Annotated in this window: 18 protein-coding genes and 1 riboswitch; of the genes, 1 reads left to right on the top strand and 17 read right to left on the bottom strand. The window is 40.5% G+C overall.

Features of this window, described 5'->3' with window-relative positions:
- Window positions 1–7: 7 nt before the first annotated feature.
- The 17 genes from glnA to metA all read right to left on the bottom strand — a co-directional run bounded on the left by glnA (window position 8) and on the right by metA (window position 20,223).
- Window positions 8–1,432, bottom strand: a complete 1,425-nt coding sequence (glnA, locus tag AC1D69_RS05290) for a type I glutamate--ammonia ligase (RefSeq protein ID WP_495455095.1) — start codon at window positions 1,430–1,432, stop codon at window positions 8–10.
- A gap of 302 nt (window positions 1,433–1,734) precedes the next feature.
- Window positions 1,735–2,793, bottom strand: coding sequence for a 3-deoxy-7-phosphoheptulonate synthase (gene aroF, locus AC1D69_RS05285; protein ID WP_495455094.1), 1,059 nt, complete (start codon window positions 2,791–2,793; stop codon window positions 1,735–1,737).
- A gap of 242 nt (window positions 2,794–3,035) precedes the next feature.
- Window positions 3,036–3,992, bottom strand: a complete 957-nt coding sequence (locus AC1D69_RS05280) for a 4-hydroxy-3-methylbut-2-enyl diphosphate reductase (RefSeq protein ID WP_495455093.1) — start codon at window positions 3,990–3,992, stop codon at window positions 3,036–3,038.
- A 44-nt stretch (window positions 3,993–4,036) separates the two neighbouring features.
- Window positions 4,037–5,491, bottom strand: coding sequence for a sensor histidine kinase (locus AC1D69_RS05275; protein ID WP_495455092.1), 1,455 nt, complete (start codon window positions 5,489–5,491; stop codon window positions 4,037–4,039).
- A 1-nt stretch (window position 5,492) separates the two neighbouring features.
- A complete protein-coding gene (locus AC1D69_RS05270; protein WP_495455091.1) occupies window positions 5,493–6,182 on the bottom strand; it encodes a response regulator transcription factor in 690 nt (229 codons plus the stop codon).
- Between the two features lie 158 nt (window positions 6,183–6,340).
- A complete protein-coding gene (locus AC1D69_RS05265; RefSeq protein WP_495455090.1) occupies window positions 6,341–7,975 on the bottom strand; it encodes a S1C family serine protease in 1,635 nt (544 codons plus the stop codon).
- 127 nt (window positions 7,976–8,102) lie between these two features.
- Window positions 8,103–8,765 carry a response regulator gene (locus AC1D69_RS05260; protein ID WP_495455089.1) on the bottom strand — a complete coding sequence of 221 codons (663 nt, stop codon included), beginning with the start codon at window positions 8,763–8,765 and terminating at the stop codon, window positions 8,103–8,105.
- Between the two features lie 2 nt (window positions 8,766–8,767).
- Entirely contained in the window at window positions 8,768–9,823 is a 1,056-nt protein-coding gene (locus AC1D69_RS05255) for a sensor histidine kinase (RefSeq protein WP_495455088.1), read from the bottom strand.
- 4 nt (window positions 9,824–9,827) lie between these two features.
- On the bottom strand, window positions 9,828–10,841 hold the full coding sequence (gene liaF, locus AC1D69_RS05250; RefSeq protein WP_495455087.1) for a cell wall-active antibiotics response protein LiaF: 1,014 nt from the start codon (window positions 10,839–10,841) through the stop codon (window positions 9,828–9,830).
- 196 nt (window positions 10,842–11,037) lie between these two features.
- Window positions 11,038–11,223, bottom strand: coding sequence for a hypothetical protein (locus AC1D69_RS05245; RefSeq protein ID WP_495455086.1), 186 nt, complete (start codon window positions 11,221–11,223; stop codon window positions 11,038–11,040).
- A gap of 139 nt (window positions 11,224–11,362) precedes the next feature.
- Complete coding sequence (locus AC1D69_RS05240) at window positions 11,363–12,064, bottom strand: 3D domain-containing protein (protein WP_495455085.1); 702 nt, start codon at window positions 12,062–12,064, stop codon at window positions 11,363–11,365.
- 137 nt (window positions 12,065–12,201) lie between these two features.
- Window positions 12,202–14,142 carry a threonine--tRNA ligase gene (thrS, locus tag AC1D69_RS05235; protein WP_495455084.1) on the bottom strand — a complete coding sequence of 647 codons (1,941 nt, stop codon included), beginning with the start codon at window positions 14,140–14,142 and terminating at the stop codon, window positions 12,202–12,204.
- A 383-nt stretch (window positions 14,143–14,525) separates the two neighbouring features.
- Window positions 14,526–15,431: a putative sporulation protein YtxC gene (locus AC1D69_RS05230; protein ID WP_495455083.1), complete on the bottom strand. Its 906-nt coding sequence runs from the start codon at window positions 15,429–15,431 to the stop codon at window positions 14,526–14,528.
- 207 nt (window positions 15,432–15,638) lie between these two features.
- Complete coding sequence (gene mqnC / locus AC1D69_RS05225) at window positions 15,639–16,775, bottom strand: cyclic dehypoxanthinyl futalosine synthase (RefSeq protein WP_495455082.1); 1,137 nt, start codon at window positions 16,773–16,775, stop codon at window positions 15,639–15,641.
- Between the two features lie 119 nt (window positions 16,776–16,894).
- Complete coding sequence (locus AC1D69_RS05220) at window positions 16,895–18,076, bottom strand: trans-sulfuration enzyme family protein (RefSeq protein ID WP_495455081.1); 1,182 nt, start codon at window positions 18,074–18,076, stop codon at window positions 16,895–16,897.
- A 2-nt stretch (window positions 18,077–18,078) separates the two neighbouring features.
- A complete protein-coding gene (locus AC1D69_RS05215; protein WP_495455080.1) occupies window positions 18,079–19,257 on the bottom strand; it encodes an aminotransferase class I/II-fold pyridoxal phosphate-dependent enzyme in 1,179 nt (392 codons plus the stop codon).
- A 30-nt stretch (window positions 19,258–19,287) separates the two neighbouring features.
- Window positions 19,288–20,223 carry a homoserine O-acetyltransferase MetA gene (metA, locus tag AC1D69_RS05210; protein ID WP_495455079.1) on the bottom strand — a complete coding sequence of 312 codons (936 nt, stop codon included), beginning with the start codon at window positions 20,221–20,223 and terminating at the stop codon, window positions 19,288–19,290.
- A 128-nt stretch (window positions 20,224–20,351) separates the two neighbouring features.
- A riboswitch (SAM riboswitch) is annotated at window positions 20,352–20,479 on the bottom strand.
- 450 nt (window positions 20,480–20,929) lie between these two features.
- Here metA and corA point away from each other — a divergent pair.
- Window positions 20,930–21,865, top strand: a complete 936-nt coding sequence (corA, locus tag AC1D69_RS05205; RefSeq protein WP_495455078.1) for a magnesium/cobalt transporter CorA — start codon at window positions 20,930–20,932, stop codon at window positions 21,863–21,865.
- Window positions 21,866–21,904: the final 39 nt, after the last annotated feature.

The raw sequence follows: 21,904 nt of genomic DNA, 5'->3' as shown, positions 1-21,904 counted from the left end.
AGCTATTCTAGCAATCGAAATATAGACCATATTCATGTGGATGAACACGTATTGCAACGGATTTCGCTTCAGCACGTTTCATATCAATAAAGTTATCAATGAAGGACTTCGTAAATACGTCGCCTTCTGTAAGGAATTCAAAGTCTGCTTCCAATGCATCCAACGCTTCATCCAAGGTTCCAGGAACGCTACGGATTTTGGATTTCTCTTCATCAGATAATTCATAAATATTCGTATCCATCGGTCCATAACCTAGTTCCGTAGGATCAATCTTTCTCTTGATTCCGTCAAGACCAGCCATAAGCATAGCTGAGAACGCAAGATAAGGGTTAGCCGTAGAGTCTGGTGTACGGAATTCAATACGACAGCCTTTAGGTGTAACGGCTGCTACTGGAATACGAACTGCTGCGGAACGGTTACCTTTGGAGTACACAAGGTTTACTGGAGCTTCATAACCAGGAACTAGACGTTTGAATGAGTTCGTGGATGGGTTAGTCAATGCAATTAGAGCTGGAGCATGGTACAAGATACCACCGATGTAATGTAACGCCATTTCGCTCAAGTTTGCGTATGCACCTTTTTCGTAGAAAAGAGGTGTGTCGCCATTGAAAATGGATTGGTGAACGTGCATCCCACTACCATTGTCACCAAAAATAGGTTTTGGCATAAATGTTGCAACCTTACCATATTGGCGTGCCGTATTGTGAACAATATATTTATATACCATAAGGTTATCTGCTGTTTTCTTCAATGTATCAAAACGGAAGTTAATCTCAGCTTGACCCGCTGTTGCTACTTCATGGTGATGGCGTTCTACACGCAAGCCTGCTTCTGCAAGTAGACGGCACATTTCACTACGAATGTCTTGTTGTGTATCTACAGGAGCTACTGGAACATATCCACCTTTAACCCCAACTTTGAATCCTAGGTTACCGCCTTCTTCTTTACGATTCGTGTTCCATGCAGCCTCTTCTGAATCTACAAAGAAAGAAGAACTATTCATGCCACTTTCATATCGTACATCATCAAAAATGAAAAATTCAGATTCAGGTGCGAAGAATGCTGTTGTACCTACACCGCTCTTTTGCAAAAACTCTTCAGCTTTGGCAGCAATCCCACGTGGATCACGCTCATAACGCTCACCATCTGGTGTATGAATATTACACATAATATTTAAAGTAGGGTGGGCAGTGAAGGAATCAATAAATACCGATTCCGGATCAGGCATCATAACCATATCTGATTCTTCTATGCCACGAAAACCGGTAATGGAGGAGCCATCAAATGCCACCCCGTTGATAAATGTTTCTTCTTCTACTTCTGAAGCTGGTACTGAAATATGATGGGCACGTCCTGCCAAATCTACAAAACGAAAATCCACCCATTCGATATTATGATCCTCAATACTTTTCAATACATTTTCAACTGACATGTCTCTTCCTCCCAAATTCCGAACATTAACCCGCCATATGATTTACAATGTTCATGATCATTTATTTTCTGTCGCAATTATAAGGCTTAATCATTTGCACCGTCAATACATATGTCAGGTATTTCTTTGGATTATGTTAGAAACCCTGACATAAATGAATTTTTCAATTATTACTAACAAAAATAGCCCACTACATCCGATTTTTTTTCAAAAAATGGAGTGGGCAAATCAAACTATTCATCTTCAGAGCTTATAATTACGTTCAGTGACTCATGCATCCATTCATTCAAACATAGGCTTGCTTACAGTCTACCAGCAAATGCCTCAGCCGGAGCCTTCTCCGTATTAAATGTTCTTCCTACCAACGGTGCCAATTTCTCTAAATCCTTCAATAGAGCTGCAAATTGATCAGGAAATAGGGACTGCACTCCGTCACCTGTCATCGAGTTATCTGGATCTGTGTGCATTTCAACGATTAGACCATTCGCACCCGCAGCGATAGAAGCTTTGGACATTGGCTCTACCAATTCACGTCGTCCCGTACCATGACTTGGATCCGAGATAACCGGAAGGTGACTTAATTGTTGTAAAACAGGTATCGCTGCTAAATCTAGTGTATTACGAGTATAGGACTCAAATGTTCTAATACCTCTTTCACACAACATCACATTTGGGTTCCCTCCGGCAAGAATGTATTCCGCCGCATTTAGCAACTCATCATAAGTAGCACTGAATCCACGTTTCAGAAGGACGGGCTTACCACAGGTACCTAGCTTGCGAAGTAGGTCAAAGTTCTGCATATTACGGGTACCAATTTGTAAAATATCCGCATACTCCGCACATATATCCACATACTCAGGCGTCATCACTTCAGTAATGGTTAATAGTCCATGTTTCTTACCCGCTTCTTGCATCATAATAAGACCTTCTACCCCAACACCTTGGAAGCTATATGGTCCCGTACGTGGTTTGAATGCCCCACCTCGTAAAACCTGTCCTCCAGCAGCTTTGACTAATGCAGCTATTTCATCGATCTGTTCAACCGACTCTACTGCACAAGGCCCACCCATAATCACAATCTCTTTACCACCGATCTTCACACCTTTAATATCAATGATCGTATCCTCAGGGTGGAAGTCTCTACTGGCAAGTTTATAAGATTTAGAGATCTTAACTACGTTCTCTACACCCTTCATTTGACGTAGATGTTCAGCAAGCTTAGGATTTACACTGCCAATCAGACCGATAACAGTACGGTCAGCTCCCTTAGATACATGAGCTTGTAATCCCTCTTTCTCAATTGCCTTCACAATCTCTCCAATTTGTTCTTCTGGCGTTACATTCGATGTAATCACGATCATAATTTATATCATCCTTCCTCATCATTTACTATTTAACACTCCACTTTTCAACTTAAACGCTTACCCGCTTTTATGCTTTTAATCGCTAAAGTAAATATACATCAAATGCTCATTCTCCGTCAAGCGAACTTCATGGTGATCATAAAAACAAGACTCGAAAGATGAGTGCTCTTGCTGAAGAGTCTCTCTTTCGAGTCATATAAAATAAGTCATACTTAACATTAGCTACTTCACAATTGATCTTACGTCGTTGGACTACTTTTCACTTTAACGTTTGGAAGTAGTTTCTTCATGTTAACGGTTCGTTTGGTCTCCCATGTCTCTGGATTGTTAGGGTCATACTGTTCTAGGTACAATATAACTTCCTTCGTTATGGGTGTAGGTGTAGATGCACCTGAGGTTACTGCCACTTTCGAGATGCCTTCGAGCCATTCCCTCTTAATTTCAGTTACATCTCCTACACGATACGCCGTAACGTTAGCTATTTCCTCAGATACTTGAGCCAGACGATTCGAATTATTACTCATTGGGTCGCCCACAACGATAACTAGATCAGCTTGACCTGCTTGTTCTGCCACCGCTTCTTGACGTACTTGTGTCGCTAAGCAAATTTCATTATGAACTTCAGCAGAAGGAAACTTCTCTAACAATTTTTTCATAATATACTTAATATCCCATTGACTCATCGTAGTCTGATTCGTAATGACAATTCGAGAGGAATCTAAATGAAGATCCTTAATTTCCTCTTCTTTTTCAATGAGATGTACATGATCAGGAGCAATACCGATAGCGCCTTCTGGTTCTGGGTGCCCCCCCTTACCAATGTAGATCACTTCATATCCATCGTTAACCTTCTCTTCAATAAGAACGTGGGTCTTCGTAACATCTGGACAAGTCGCATCTACTGTTGTTAATCCTTTGTCACGAGCGATCTTACGTACTTCTGGAGATACGCCATGGGCCGTAAATATAACGGTTCCACTCTCAACTTTATCTAGAATATCAAGACGGTTAGTACCATCTAATGTAATAATTCCATCATCTTCAAAAGAATTCGTGACATGGCTATTATGAACGATCATTCCTAATATATATATAGGTCGGGGAAGATCTAAATTCTGCGCTGCTTGACGTGCAAGCACCATTGCATCTACGACTCCATAACAATATCCCCGAGGAGAAATCTTAATTACTTCCATTGGTATCAACCTCTTTTCATAAGCTTACCTTTCCTCATTATACCCTATTCCAAAGGGACAGGAAAGATCATAGGAAGCCAGATAATAAAGGTGGTTCCCTCATTCACTTTTGTCACCACTTCAATCGAACCATCCATTTCTTCAATAATCCATTTCGCAATCGACAACCCTAGCCCAATACCTTCTGTGACACCTCTAGACTGGTCTGCTCGATAGAAACGATCAAAGATAAGGGGTACATCCTCTTTATTCATTCCAATTCCCGTATCCGCTACACGTATTCCCACTTGATCTTGATATTTAAATGCATCTAAGGATACTTGACCTTCAGGTGTATATTTAAAAGCATTCTCTATGAAAATAAACAACATTTGCTGTAGATAGTCCTTATTTCCGTTCACATAAACACCATTTAACGTGGATAAGTTACCTATAATCCACTCTGCTTGATGAGGCAGGAATTGTGCACGTCGAGCTACTTCCTCGACCAATGGCTCGAGTGGTACGGGGGTTTTCGCAAAGGTCTGACCCGTATCTGCACGTGCTAATGAAAGCATATCAACGACAAGTTGACTCATTCGTTTGGCTTCATCCGAGATGTCATTTAATGCTTCTTTTGTCATGACTCGCATCGTCTCTTCATCCATATTAGAACGATTACCCTGTTCTTCATCCCATATCTTTTCGAGTAAATCAACATTGCCTCGTATCGTCGTAAGTGGTGTTCTTAGTTCATGTGAAGCATCCGATACGAATCTTCGCTGAGCTGCATAGGCGTCTTCTAATTCTTTATAGAATCCATTCATCCGGCTAAGCATATTATTGACAGTGCCAATTAATTGGCCAATTTCATCATTAGGGCCCTTATACTCAATTCGTAAGCTAAGATCTGCACCCTTCTGTATCTGATTAGCTGCCTCAATCACCTTGCCTATAGGTCGAATGGATTTATGCGCAAGAAATAACCCAAAGCTCGAAGCAATAATAATCATGATCACCGAGCCTAATACGAGTATATTCTGAAGACCATTTAATAGATTCTGTTCTGAACCTACATAAGTTGCGATTTGTAACAGTCCAATGATTTCTCCATTGTAAATAAAGGGCTCTTGATAAACCAAAAATGGATTCCCTTGAATTTGAACCTTGCTATACCCTTTGACCATGGTTTCTGGTTTTCCAGATGGAATGGGTATCTCCATACCTACTCTTTTCAAGTTGTCATCTGGGTTGATTACACCGTTAGTATAATTAAAAACTTGCACAAAGGTCTGAGACTCATCAAAATTACTTGCTGATCTCACCGAGAAATCATATGTTCCTCTAACTACATCAACTATAATTGTCGTTTTCACTCGTTGATTCTGCTGATAAATACGCTGCTCTACTTCATCGTACGTATTATAATAAATCACACCATAAACAGCAGACCCGAAGATGATAAGTGTTACAGCTAAAATAGCGGAATACCATGCTGTTAATCGGAATCGGATGGACATATTATGTATCTCCTCTTAGAATATATCCTGCTCCACGGATCGTCTGTATGATCCTCTTGCCTCCATGCTCTTCCAACTTTTGACGTAACATCGCTATATATACTTCTAATACATTAGATTCACCACTGTAGTCATAACCCCATATCTTATCCATAATCAAGTCACGCGATAGTACTCTTTTGGGATTCTGCATAAATAAGTTCAGCAATTCAAATTCCTTCGCTGTTAACTCTAATCTAACCCCTCCACGAAGTACTTCTCTTGCATCCATATCCAAGATAATATCTTCATAACTAAGCTTAGGTTCGCCTGCCTCATTCGGTCCTGGCTTACGGCGAAGAAGTGCACGCACACGTGCTAACAACTCTTCGAGGGCAAAAGGCTTAACCAAATAGTCGTCTGCACCAAGATCTAATCCTTTGACTCTATGTTCGATCTCATCTTTGGCTGTCAACATGAGAATAGGAACATTACTTCCCCCTTCCCGAAGTCTTCGACATACTTCGAATCCATCCACCTTAGGCATCATAATATCTAATACAACAAGATCTGGTTCACTATCCAGAATCATATGCAAGCCTTCAGCACCATTTGCTGCAGTTAGAACATCGTAGCCTTCAAAAGCAAGACCCCTGCGTAACATAGAAATAATTTTCTCATCATCATCAATTAGTAGAATAGTGGAACGCATAAATAAATCATAACCCCTTTATTATTGCATAATTAGGCATCTACCGATTATCCTTAGCCTCTATGCTCTATTGTAACCAACCACGAACACTCTAGCTATATATCCATATATAAATAGCGGAAGGGGAGTTTCCCTTCCGCTATTTAGTCACACCACTTCTATTCCTGAGTCGTTTGGATATCAAACCCATTACGATCTCCTATCGTTACAGGGAGATCCATCTTTCTACCGTCTCTGACAATATTGATTGTTATCTTCGTGCTCACTTCTTGCTTCTGAATGAAATCAATGAGATCTTGGCTTGTAGGATAATCTGTACCATTGATTCCAGTAATGATGTCGTACGGACGAAGGTCAGCTACATAGGCAGGAGATTTATATGTGATCTCAGCAATGACTGATCCTTCTTTCAAAGTCGTTCCCATTTGTTTTGCAACTTCATCGGTTAGTGTGATTAATGATGCACCAATGAATGGAACCGGATCTTTTGGAATTTCTTGATTATTCTTCAGTTTATCCACGACTTCTGAAATCACACTGGTAGGGATAGCAAATCCAATCCCTTGAGCATCTGCGCTTACCGCCACATTCATTCCGATAACTTCACCATTGAGATTCAATAGCGGTCCACCAGAGTTACCTGGATTAATAGAAGCATCTGTCTGTAGTAAATGCTCGTACTTACGAGTACCACTACCATCTTCCTCATTGATATCTATACTACGTTCTTTTGCACTAAGCACACCAGATGTTACCGTGTGGTCGAACCCTTGGGGATTACCGATAGCTACTACACTCTCACCTACTGCAGCTTTATCCGAATTACCCATTGGAACGATAGGGAAATTGTTGTCACCCTCAATCTTTAACACTGCCAAATCAAGATCCTTACTTGAACCAAGCAATTTAGCTTCATAAGGTTTGTTATTGCCTTCTAACGTCACTTGAATTACATCTGCGCCGTCAATAACATGTTGATTCGTTAGAATGTAACCCGACTTTTCATAGATAAATCCAGATCCAATACCGTAAGGAACTAGTTGATCTGATTCGGTTGTAGAATCAGAGTTCGAAGATGAACCTCCGTTTCCTTGACCGCTACTTCCACTTCCACCGAACTGATCCCCGAAGAAATAGGAGAATGGGTCACTTGAATAGGGGTTGGACTGCTGTCCACTTTTAGCTTTACCCGATTTAACCAAGGTTGCAATCTTCACCACGGCAGGACTTGCTTCCTTAAATACCGCAGAGACATTCCCTGGACTAGTTAACGGTAAAGTAGTCGTAGTAGCCGCGGCATTTTCATTATTACTAGGTGTTGTTACCGCTGTTGCATTGGATTCAATTGGAGCAATCGCCGCTAGCGGCGTGTCCGGTGTGAACAAGTTCATCCGATCCGCTGTAAACATGAGTGAAGTAATGACCAACATACCTGCTAGGAATGAAACTAATATCGTTTTTACTGAACTCTTAGGTTTCTTACTATATTGCCAATTTCCATTTCCACCAGAACCACCGTTGTTATCTCCTCCATCTTGACCATTTCGCGGTGAATTAAAAGAATTCCCCACAGGTAAGTTTCGAAGAGGCTGCGGTGGCGTAATCTCCACTTTGTCTCGATCACGATCATAGGAATCTGCTTCGTTCTGTATCACACTATCTTTACTTATCGATTGAAATGGTCCGTAGGAATAATAATAGGAAGAACCTGATTCTGAGGAATCTTTTTCTTTTGACATCTCTTGATCTAATTCATCATCCAACCGTCCGAATTTATTATCGCGTTCGTCCATATATAATTACCTCCTATACCCTAACCTCACTATTTGTAGGTGGGATATTATTTAACTGTTCTTATCATGTACTATTAACCTTAAAGTCACATTAAAAACAATTTAAAGGGAGATAAAACATATTTTTTTACAGATCTACCTTGGCCCACCCTTTACGATGAGCAAAAATAGCGAGTTGTGTTCGATCATCTAGTTCACATTTCATGAGTAAATTACTAACATGCGTTTTAACCGTCTTAATGCTGATATGTAGTTCTTCTCCGATATCCTTGTTACTTTTACCTTCAGCAATAAGAAGGAGTACTTCCTTTTCACGCTCTGTAAGTCCAGATGAATCTGCTTCGACCATCCTTTGGCGAATGCCTCTAGTAAGAGCTTGGGAGACATCGCCAGTCATCACGGGCATCCCTCTATAGGCACCTTGTAACGCATATATGAGCTCATCAGCTGATACTGTCTTAAGCACATAACTTACAGCACCTGCTTCAATCGCATCCACTACTAGATTATCTTCTAAAAAGCTGGTTAGGATCACTATTTTTAATTGCGGATATTCTTTGAGCACTGCCTTAGTCGTCTCGGCTCCATTCATGATAGGCATCATTAGATCCATTAATATTAAATCAGGTGGACCCTCAGGTATTCCTTTTCTTAATATATCTAATACTTCCTGACCGTTTCTTGCCTCCCCAATAACTTCGAACTTTGGCTCTAACATTAAATACGTCTTGAGACCCATTCGAACCATATCATGGTCATCTACGAGTAAAATCCGGATATTTCCTTCCATACTTATACTTCCCCCTCATATGTAGACACGGAATCATTCTCTCCAGGAGTAAATTTAGGAATATGTACGCGAATCGTTGTCCCTGCGCCTTCTTTACTTATAATTTCTACATGTCCACCCAATTTTTCTGCTCGCTCACGCATCGTAAGTAATCCATAGGATCCTTGTTTCTGAAACCCTTCGTTAAACCCTTGGCCATCATCACTAAGACTAAGTACCACTTGATGTTGCCCTTCGCGCAAAGACATACTAACTAATACCGCATGTGCATGCTTTACGATATTAGCCATCGCTTCTTGTATGATCAGGAATAGCTGATGTTCTATAGCTTCTGACAATTCTCCTTGTAACTCCATTTCCTTTATTCCTTTAAGTCCATTCTGACGGCAATAATCGGGGAACCACTTCTCCAGTGCTTCTGCCAGACTCTTCCCTTCTAATTCTACGGGTCGCAACTGCGCAATAAGTGCGCGCATTTGCTTCTGTGCCATATGAGACATCGTAATTAACTGTTCGAGAACCAACTTACCTTGCTCTTCATTCTGAACTAATACCTTCGGAAGAGCCGATGCAGACATATGAATGGCGAAGAGTTGCTGACTTACGGTGTCATGCAGATCTCTCGCCATCCTTCTGCGTTCTTCTAATACCGCATTCTCTGATGCTTTTTCTTTCTCTACCACTTCTTGAACACCTAATCGTTGTAGTAACATCATCTTCTTCTCAATCGCATCGATCATCGTATTAAATTCATGGTATACCCGTGCGAACGATTGATCCTCTGCTATAGGCATCCGCACAGATAGATTCCCTTTAGCAACCTGTAACATATTAAGATCTAGGACATCGATTCCTCGCTGAATGCGCTGCCCTGCCATGTAACCAATGACCACAGTGAATATAATAATGCCAAGGGAATAATACAACCACATGACATTATCTTTCACTTCAATATAGCCCATATAAATACCCATATATATAATCGCAGCCATAACGACTCCACTCAGTAAAAAATAAAACATTAACAACCATTTCGTGTTTTTCAGAATTTTCACCATTCGCTTAACCTACCGTGTTCACTTTAATGTCACCAATAAAGGCGCTGACATTAATGACTATTTTCTTTTGAGCCTCTTTGTAATAAGGCGTTGAGGATTGAACGGAGCTCATGAATCCGCTTTTAGATTGAGATAATATGGTCATGTCGCCAATAAAGGAACTTGAATTCACCTTAATACCCAAGTCCATGTCATTGGGAACATATATCTTAATATCACCGATGAAAGCAGAGATATTAATCTTAGTCTTTCCGTACGGAATTTGAGCTTTCGTCAGATCAAGTACCGCGTCTCCTATGAACTGAGATATGTTAGTAGGCTTTAGCTCGAAATAATCACTGCCCATATGAACATCGCCAATGAAGGCCGATTTATTAACCTTCTCACCGTCGCTATAGTTGTCATATTGAGCCTTGAATTTGTGTCTTTTGTCGCGAATATGATACGTTTCATCCTCTTCTTCATGCTCGCTATCATCACCCATATGAATATCAAAACTGATTCGTCTTTTATCCTGCTTTTTATCTGCAAACGAAACTCCAAACTTTTCTTCAAACTGTTTATCTAACGTCGATTGAGATTCCAGATCAGGTAAATCCGGTAGCTCAGATGGTTCTGGTGGATACCCCATTGGCTCAATAGGTGTCTTCATTTTCTTATCAGGTTTAGTTGTAGACCGGGTAGGCTTGAAAATGACATAAAGACCACAAAGAATCAGAAACCCAGGAATAAGAAACTTAAAGAACTCACCAGGACTTAAGAAGACCCAATCTAATGCCCGTGCTTGAAAATATCCCCCTACCGCTAGTAAGATGAATGAGCCTATAAAGGAACCCCCTTCACCACGTGCAGTCAACATGTTCTTAAGCCCTAAATAGATTAAGATTAGCGGCCAAAACGTTGAAATAATAGAACCTATACTAATATCTACATACCCCATCTGCTGAAGTAGAAATATAATCCCAATTCCGATAAGCACAAATCCGCCAAAAAAACGATCTGCCCATCCCTTTTTCATGTTCAACATCCCCCTTATCCTCTTACGTTATCCTTAGTTTACAATAGAGTTATCATTTCGGATACAGGCCACAGAATGAACATGACTCGGTCTAGAGGATGAGATGAAGTCATATGAAAAAATGCCCCCAACGATAAGCGTTGAGGGCATTCTTAACTTGTCAAAAAAATACTTAAGGGGTCTCAATGATCAAAAACTAATTTTGAGATTTAAACTCCTCATCATACTTTTCATCCGGTGTCTTGTAATTATCTTGCACTTTATTTGGTTTCTGAATTTTACCATTTTCCTCAGCGAATTCAGCGTTAAACTTTTCATCAGGTGTTTTGTAATTATCCTGTACTTTCTTTTGTTTCGAATTCATGTTTTGATTGTTGGCCATGAGATTTTCACCTCCTCTTAGGTTTGCTTATGCAAACTTTAAGTAGGGCTACGACTTTTCCCCAGTCCATAGTATGTAACACGGACGAAAAATTATGCAGTAGCAGAGCGATAAAAATCTAATGCCGTAGTTTCCTTCATCAAATCGATTGTTCAAGCACAAATGCAGGTAACGATTTATAGGTCTCAATCGCCTTTCCTAGGCTCTGTACCATCTTTTCAGTACATTTCCCATTCCCGCGCTTAATCACTTGTACTTCCACATCTTTCTTACCCCATTCTTTATACACTTGCTTCGTTGTTGCAAAATATAGGTCAATCTTCCGCCCCTTAATGGCAGAACCCGTATCAGCTACAATACCGTAACCATAGCCTGGAATATACAAAATACTACCTAATGGAAATACTTTAGGATCGGCAGCAATTGTTGATACCTTGTTTTTATCGCGTTTCACCTTTACACCCGAATACGTAATCCCGTATTCAGGATGGTTAGGTTTCTTACCTGTAGATTCATATCCAGCTGTGTACCCTGTTGCTACTACCTTCACTGTTCGAATGACTTGGTCTTGGCTTGGAGCCGACACTGCAACAGCCGGTGTTGTGGATTTAGTCGTTGATTGCTTCGCCTTCACTGTGGTATTCTTCTTTGCTTTATCCTTACTTACATTAGATTTAGGAGTAGCATTATATACCTGTTGCTTATAGCATATATTTTCAGGAATTCCCGCGTAATAACATTGTGAATAATTCATTGAAGCATACGTTGTTTTCTCCCCAATCACCAATCCTACCAAAAATATACATAACAAAATCCTCTGCCCTATTTTAACCTTGTTCATAAGAAAATCTCCCCCTTACTAGCGAGGGTTCCCATTTAAACAGGTAAATATACATGAAGGACTGCCAAGCATATGTACATTGCTTGACAGTCCTTCACTTAGCAGAGGACTAAAAAAACATCCAACAGGTTCATTAATTATGAAATTTGATGGTTTGATATTTCTTCCTTCAGCATGGAAATAACCTCATCCAAAGGTTTAGTTCCGATGTCTCCTTCGCCACGTTTACGGATGGAAACTGTGCCACCATTCATTTCATTCTCACCAATGACGAACATATACGGTATTTTCTCAAGTTGGCTTTCGCGGATTTTGTAACCCAATTTTTCGTTACGAAGATCAGCTTCAACAGAAATACCACTTAACTTAAGCTTATCTGCGACTTCATTGGCGTAATCTTCAAAGGCACCTGACACCGGAATAACTTTTACTTGAACTGGTGACAACCATAGTGGAAGCGCACCGGCGAAGTTCTCAAGTAGGAATGCAGTCATGCGCTCCATCGTTCCAAGAATACCACGGTGAATTACGACTGGACGATGCTTCTGTCCATCATCACCGATATATTCCAACTCGAATCGTTCAGGCAATAGTACGTCGATTTGAGTTGTAGAAAGCGTCTCTTCCTTACCAAGGGCTGTCTTCACTTGAACGTCTAGTTTAGGACCGTAGAACGCAGCTTCACCTTCAGCTTCAAAGAATGGAAGTCCCATTTCTTCAACAACTTCACGAAGGATACGTTGAGTGGATTCCCACATTTCATCATCTGGCCAATATTTCTCAGTATCCAGTGGGTCTCTATAAGATAGTCTAAAACGATATTCCTTGATTCCAAAGTCTTCATACACTTTAGTAATCAATGTCACAACACGCTTAAATTCTTCCTTGATCTGGTCAGGTCGGCAGAAGATATGAGCATCATTCAGTGTCATCGCACGAACACGGTGTAAACCAGTCAATGCTCCTGACATTTCATAACGATGTTGCATACCAAGTTCTGCAATACGGATAGGTAGATCGCGGTAACTGCGCATATCACTCTTATATACCATCATGTGATGAGGACAGTTCATAGGACGCAACACAAGTTCCTCATTATCAAGTTCCATTTTGGGGAACATGTCCTCTTGATAGTGCTCCCAGTGACCTGAAGTTTTGTAAAGTTCCACATTACCAAGCACTGGTGTGTAAACATGTTGATACCCTAGACTCTCTTCCATATCTACGATATAACGTTCCAATGTCCGACGTAACTTAGCACCTTTAGGCAACCACATGGGAAGACCTTGACCTACAAGAGGTGAGAATGTGAACATTTTTAGCTCTTTTCCTAGTTTACGATGATCACGTTTCTTCGCTTCTTCTAAGAAGTGTAAATGCTCGTCCAATTGGGCCTTCTTAGGGAATACTGTTCCGTAAATACGTTGCAACATCTTGTTCTTACTATCTCCGCGCCAGTAGGCTCCAGCCACATTCATCAGCTTAAACACTTTAATCTTTCCTGTTGAAGGTAGATGTGGTCCACGACATAGATCGAAGAATTCACCTTGATCGTACATGGAAATAATACTGTCTTCCGGAAGATTATTAATTAATTCTATCTTGTATGGATCTCCAAGTTCGCCGAATATTTGTAGTGCTTCTTCACGGCTAACTTCTCTACGAACGATTGGTAAGTTCTCACCAATAATGCGTTCCATTTCTTTCTCAATCTTCTGTAAATCTTCAGGATTAAGTGGATGCTCAAGATCCATATCATAATAGAAACCATCTTCAATCACAGGACCAATCCCAAGATGAACTTCTTTGTTACCGAACAAACGCTTAACCGCTTGGGCCATAACATGGGCTGTACTGTGACGCATTACTTCAATACCTTCTGGAGAATCCAGAGTCACAATTTCAATGAGAGCTCCTTCTTCCAATGGAGTGGACAAGTCCACAACGACCCCATTTAACTTACCTGCTACAGCACTCTTCTTCAAGCCACTACTTATGGATGCTGCTACATCTTCAATACTACTACCTTCAGCATACTCACGAACGGAACCGTCCGGTAATTTAATGCTTACTGCCATATTAATTCCTCCTAGATATTTCTATTTTAAAAAAAGACAACAAAAAAACACTCATCCCGGTAAGGGACGAGTGTTATCACCCGTGGTTCCACCCTAATTTGATAGTTGCAATACATTCTTGAAACATTGAATGCAATACCCATATCCTTCATCAGCATTTCATAACGGTTATGAACCGGTGATTCTTACTGTTCTCCAAATGTAACACATCAGAGAAGTTCATAATCACAGCTACAAAGGGGTAAACCAACGTCGGATACTGAAGGGAATTACAGCCTGGTTCCCTCTCTCTGTACAGTCCAAATCTTCGTGGTTCATGTCTTTTTCATTGCTTTTAGTCAATTTAACAGTAATTATAATTCTAGCTGACACTAAACGTCAAGTCATATCTTCTCTTTCTCTCTAAAGAAGGTGTGGCATTGTGGACAATAATGGCATACTTCCACGCGCTTATCAAAAATTTGCAGTATCGTCTTCACCGCCGGCATTTGTGGATCCCTAGTGTGAAGAATCAATTTGGCTGGAGATACCGAAATAAGCGTACTCACAACGGCATCCTCCATTTCCATATCCTGCTGATTAATTCTTTCTACAAAAACACCTTCGTTTGTTTTAGCCTCCAAAGGATTCATTTTTCCATCAAATAGTAAAAGTTCCTGACCGCCCTTATGAACAACATGAACTAATGGAATCTGTGGCTCTTGAAAATACACGAAATATTTAAGTAAACCTACAAATTCTTCATATTGCCGGTCAACTAAGAACTCATCTACGGCATATTCTATGATCTCTCGAAGTTCAACACCATAATTTTGAAGGCGAAACGAGATAAATCCATCTATATTTACTATAGGACTCTCCCGGAAACATTGGTACAAATTTTTGGTAAGCATCTTATATCGACGTTTCCATGGTTCGTTTGGGGCTCCATTTCCTTTTTCTACTAAAGAGATGCAGTGTTTTATAATTCGCTCTGAATCCTCTTTCCCCGAAAAATCAAATTCATCCCGCAGTAAGGTTCTGATTATATGTTGTTCCTTTATTTCTAAGATGACTTCCGCTGCTGCCTCTGCAGCAAGCTGGTACAAGGAGTCCATTCCATCTCCCAAGGAGATCTTTTGTTCATTCCCCATGCATTTCCACACTGACGTACCTTCACTCGAGATACATGAGAATTTCAATGGTTTATATTTCTTATGTAGTTCTTTGTTCTTTCTTGATACGATGCTTTCGAATAGAACCACTTCTTCTGCAGATGCTATCTTAGCTGATATACTGAATAGTACCATGGAGATCACTCCTTTCATTATCCTTGTTAAGTATATGGTCCCTGAACAAAGGATATACGGAAGGTGTTAGTGGAAAACAAGCTAACATTTCTCAGTTACTTAGCCCATAAGCATTCTAACTGAAAAGGTTGGTATTAAAAGTAAAAAGGGCTAATCCCAGAAAGTCGTTTTCCGACTTTCTGGGACAGCCCTCTTCATCACTTTCTTTTAATTCTGCATGATAAAATCACGATCGATGGTTGTTCCTTCTTCAAAGACCTTCAAGATGTCATATTTCGTATTACGTTGAGCTGGTATTTTACCCGCTTCACGAATTAATCCAAGAATAGACTCTATGTTGACCTTATGAACCGTACCAGCAGAAGAAACCACGTTTTCTTCCATCATCGTACTCCCGAAGTCATTGCATCCATAACTTAAAGACAATTTACCTACTTCAGGTCCCATCGTTACCCATGATGACTGTAAATTTGGAACATTATCAAGTAAAATACGACCCACCGCTACCGTCTTCAGATAAGCTTCTGGGGTCTCGCGTTCACGTGCATAGTTCGTGTTATCTGGTTGGAAAGTAAATGGAATGAATGCTAAGAAGCCTTTGGAGTTATACTTATTTGTAATACACTCATCTTGCGCATCACGAATCCGTAGCATGTGTAATGCTCTCTCTTCCATCGTCTCACCAAAACCAATAACCATTGTAGCCGTTGTATTCATACCTTGCTTGTGCGCGATTTGCATGACATCCATCCATTCACGCCAAGTGCCCTTTAAGCGGCTAATCTTTTTGCGAATACGATCATCTAGAATTTCGGCTCCACCACCTGGAAGGGAATCAAGTCCCGCTTCATGAAGCTCACGAACAACCTCTTCTAGGGATAATCCACCAGAAACCTCCTGCATCTTGCGAATCTCAGCAGGTGAGAAGGAATGCATCGTAATATTAGGGAATCGTTGTTTAATACCTCTGAGCAGGTTCGTATAATAATTAAATGGAAGATCTGGATTCGTTCCACCTTGCATCAGAATCTCGGTACCTTCAACGTCCTGTGTTTCTTGAATCTTCTTGAAGATAGCTTCATCTGGTAATACATAACCTTCACTAGAACCTGGGGCTCTATAGAAAGCACAGAACCTACAATATGTATCACAGACATTGGTATAATTAACATTCCGCCCAATAACAAAGGTCGTAATCGGGTCAGGATGTATCCGTTTCATAAGAATATCCGCTGTATGTCCTAGTTTCTCGATCTCGTTACTCTCTAACAGCCTAACGCCTTCTTCTAGATTAAGTCGCTCACCGCGTACTGCTTTATCTAGAATACGATCTACCGTATTCATAAAGGTAACCTCCCTTGATATGGATAATAAAAACAAATAAAAATATAATAACTACTCTTCATCTTAACATATTAGATTCAGAAGAAGAAACAGCACCGCCTAAACGATGCTGTTCATTCTTAATCCTCTTGGAGGGCTTGATCAAGATCTTCAATTAAATCCTCAATGTCCTCTAAACCTAGAGAGAAGCGGAGTAATCCGTCTGTAATACCTCTCTCAGCACGAACTTCGACAGGCATAGCCGCATGAGACATCATCGCGGGATAAGACAAAATACTTTCAACAGCACCTAGACTTACAGCAACTAATGGAATTTTAACTTTGTTCAGTACCTTCTTAGCTCGTTCTCCTGAGCCAACATCAAAGGACACAACTGCACCATAACCCGTGGACTGCTTCTCATGAATTTCTCTACCTGGGTGCTCTGCCAGACCCGGATAATAAACCGCAGAAATATCCTGTCGTTCATTAAGCCAATTTGCAAGCTTCCCCGCACTGATTTCACTTTGATTCATACGTGTTTTCAAGGTCTTCATTCCACGCATAAGAAGCCAGGAATCCTGTGGACCGAGTACAGCACCCAATCCATTCTGAAGTTGCTTTAATTGCTGACCGATCGACGCCGTCCTAGCCACTGTAAGGCCAGCAAGAACGTCACTGTGTCCCCCTAGAAATTTAGTAGCACTATGGATGATAATATCTACACCTTGTTCAATTGGGCGTTGATGGTAAGGCGTCATAAACGTATTATCCAACATCGTAAGGAGATCATGCTCTTTTGCCCAGTCAGTTACCGCTTGTATATCAGTAATTCTTAATGTAGGGTTAGACGGTGTTTCCATATAAACGGCTTTGGTGTTAGATCTAAGTGCTTGTTTCACTTGATCCAAATCTGTCATATCAACGAACGTTGTCTCAATTCCTAATCTGCTAAGAATACTTGTTAAGAGACGATAAGTTCCACCATATACATCCTCTGTGACAATGATATGATCCCCAGCCGATAAGAGCATGAATGTACTTGAGATGGCTGCCATACCTGATGCAAAGGCTAAGCCGCGTTCGCCACCTTCTAATAAAGATATATAATCTTCTAAAGCCTGACGCGTTGGATTGCCAGAACGACTGTAGTCATGCAGAGGTGGATTAAATATATCTTCATGATGAAATGTGGATGCTTGATAGATTGGAACACTTGATGCACCTGTAGTTCGGTCAATTTCAGATCCAAAATGAATTAACTTTGTAGCAAAATCCAGATCTTTGGGAGAACTTTTTCCTGATTGTTGTTGACTACTCATGCTTATTGTCCTCCTTCAATTTCTTGACGCGCTGCATCTAATGCCCCACCAAGATCTGCTATTAAATCCTCTACATGTTCTATTCCAACAGAGAAACGAAGTAATCTATCATCTACACCAATGGCATCACGAATCTCCAATGGAATGTCTGCATGTGTCTGTACTGCCGGGTAAGTCATCAACGATTCAACACCACCGAGACTTTCCGCAAAAGCAATTAATCGGATATGTCTAAGTAAGGGTTCTACATACCGAGCATCTTTCACTTTAAATGAGAAAATCCCCGTGTTGCCACTACACTGCTTCTTCTGAATATCATGGCCAGGATGATCCTTCAAGTACGGATGAAATACTTCAGCTACAGCAGAATGAGTCGTTAAGTATTCAGCTATTCGAATCGCATTACTCTCATGACGTTCCATTCGGAGTGCCAATGTCTTCATCCCACGCATAAGTTGATAAGAGTCTGTTGGACCAAGAACTGCGCCAAGCGAGTTATGAAGGAAAAACATTTCTTCCGATAGTTCTTTACCTTTTGTAATAATAAGACCTGCCAGTACATCGTTATGTCCACCTAAATACTTCGTAGCACTATGAACGACAATATCTGCTCCTAACTCCAATGGACGTTGAAAGAAGGGGGTCATTAATGTATTATCAACGATCGTTAATATTTGATGACGTTGTGCCCATAGGCATACCGCTTCAATATCCGTGATCATCATTAATGGATTCGTAGGCGTTTCAATAAACACAGCCTTGGTGTTAGGTCGTCTTGAACTTTCTAGTGCATCGATATCGTTCGTATCTACATAAGAGGCAGTGACTCCGAATTTAGAAAGAATTCGTTCCAATAGACGATATGTACCGCCATATAAATCTAAAGAGACAATAAGATGATCGCCTTGCGCGAACATGGCAAAGACAGTCTGTAATGCAGCCATTCCTGAACTACATGCGAAGCCCGCATCACCAGATTCTAGTTGAGCTGAAGCATCCTCTAATACTTTACGGGTTGGGTTCTTCGTACGTGAGTAGTCAAATCCAGTGCTCTTTCCTAACTGAGGATGGCGGAAAGCTGTAGCCTGATATATAGGGAAATTAATAGCACCTGTTACTGGTTCCTCAACTGATCCGATCTGAGCCAAGCGACTTTCTATTCGTAAGTCTTTCTCATTCATAGTGTTTTCCCCTTTATCATCATATTCTGATTATATTTGTGGCCATACTTCCATCGCTTCTCCAATATCAAAAGGTGTCTCTTGGTATACATAATAGTTCAGCCAATTTGCGAATAATAAACTTGCATGTGCACGCCATATCGCTGGAGGTACACGAGAAGGATCATTTTCAGGGTAATAATGTTGAGGTAAATCTATTTGCATACCCTTGGCTACATCACGTTCATATTCCCATTTCAACGAGAATGGATCATATTCCGAATGTCCTGTCACGAAGATTTGCTTGCCGTCTTTCGTCGCAACAATGTATACACCCGCTTCTTCTGATTCTGATAAGATCTCCAGTTCAGGAATCCCTTCAATATCTTCCTGACGTACTTCCGTATGACGAGAATGAGGGACATGAAACAATTCATCAAATCCTCTCAGCAACTTCACATTTGGCGTACTGATCGTATGTGAGAACACACCAAATATTTTGTCATTCAGATCATATTTGGGAACGCCAAAGTGATAATAAAGGCCTGCTTGAGATGCCCAACATATATGAAGGGTTGAGGTGACATAAGTCTTGCTCCATTCAAATATTTCTTGTAACTCTTCCCAATAATTAACGTCTTCAAATTCCATCTGTTCTACTGGAGCTCCTGTAATAATCAGACCATCGAATCGACTAGATTTCACCTCGTCAAACGTCTTATAGAATGTTCTCAAGTATTCTTCAGATGTGTTCTTGGAAGTATGTGATCTGGGATGCAACAATACGATATCAACCTGAAGTGGTGAGTTCCCAAGTAAACGAAGTAACTGCGTTTCTGTCGTTTCTTTCGTTGGCATTAAATTGAGAATCGCAATACGCAAGGGACGTATGTCTTGATGATAAGCCAGGCTCTCATCCATGACGAATATATTCTCCCCGGCAAGTACTTCCTTCGCTGGCAATGTATCTGGAATCTTAATTGGCATGCTGATTACACTCCTTTAGCTGAAATCGGCGATAATCATGTGAGGAAAGGGTTTTGTAAACAAAAATGACCTTAATCCATAGGAAAAAATCCATAGGAGAAAGGTCATCATCGTTAATCTATGCGCCTCTCTCATCTCTCAGGAATGGTTTGTCAGTGAAGTCGACAAATCTTCCTGCAAGAATTAGCACCGTGCGTATTACACGCCGGTTGCCGGGTTTCATCGGGCCTGTCCCTCCACCTGCTCTTGATAAGATTTCGCTGTATTCATTTTTAGTTTAATTGATTTTGGTAATATTTAAATCTGAATTAACTTTAAATCATAAAATTACCTTCGTCAAGAACTGTTCAACATTTTTACAAAGACTTATATTAAGTAACACCTAGATCACTCTTATTTCATAAACTGAAGACTAGAAGTAACCAGCTTTTCTTCTTGAAAGGATGTTAGGAGGACGTTATACTAGACAAGTATTACAATCCGGTTAAAGAAGAGGTGACCTGAAAGATGGACGGCGACCCGAGGCCCAAGCTGATTATTGGTGCATTACAACCGCATAGAACTAGTACCAGCCTGTTGGAGGAAGGAGCTATTCGACTCTTTCGTGCGTAAGCCTCTTACTCCATGAACAAGACTGATCTCTTTTCTATGCGCAGAAATTTAGCGCTACCCATAGCGAATTATGGGGATGAAGGAGTGAATATATATGAAAATCCGGTTGGTTAATTCTGGGGTATTCACCCCCATTAATGACATCCAAGTTACACTAACCCCACCAGAACAAGGATTCTACTGGATCGATGCAGATGCAGAGGATCTCACTTTATTACAACCTCTCTTTTCTCTTCATGACCTAGCTGTTGAGGACTGTCTTAGTGAAGATGAACAACGTCCTAAGATTGAAATATACGATAACCATTATTTCATTGTAGTTAACAGTATTCGATTCGATGATGAGGAAATTTTTCTAAGAGCTCTCAGCGTATTCTTAGGCAGACATTATATTATTACGGTTACCAACCAAAAAATAAACGAGCTTCGAACACTAAAGCCCATTCTGTGGGAGCAAGAAGTTAGTGAACCCGATAAATTTTTATATCTGCTCATCGACTTAGTTGTCGACAATTATTTCTCTGTAGGTGATCGGATCGAGGCCAAGATTGAGAAATTAGAAGAAGATATTCTGATGCACACTAAGAAATCTCATCTCATTGAGATTATTGGTCTACGAAGCGAAATATTATGGCTGAAGAAGGTTCTTGGACCCCAGAAAGAAGTAATCAACATTTTAAACAAGAAAGATCTTCGTCTGATCGATGACCAGCTACAGAAATACTTCAGCGATATTTATGAAAATGCTGTTAAGATCGCAGAAACTTTCGAAACCTATCGCGACCTTATGGGTAACTTACGAGAAGCGTATCAGTCCAGTATCGCCAATCGTGCGAATGAAATTATGAGAGTATTTACAGCGATTACTACCATTTTCATACCCTTAACACTCATTACTGGGATTTATGGAATGAACTTCACAAATATGCCCGAATTAGATATGAAGTATGGCTATTTTATGATTATTGGGATTATGGCTACATTGGGTTTCGGAATGTTCTTCATATTCAAAAAAAAGGATTGGCTCTAATCATTGCACAAGGACGAAAGACGCTCTGTATACAGAGAA

It is taken from the genome of Paenibacillus sp. Y301 (assembly GCF_059445505.1).
This window is presented reverse-complemented; position numbering and strand designations above follow the sequence as displayed.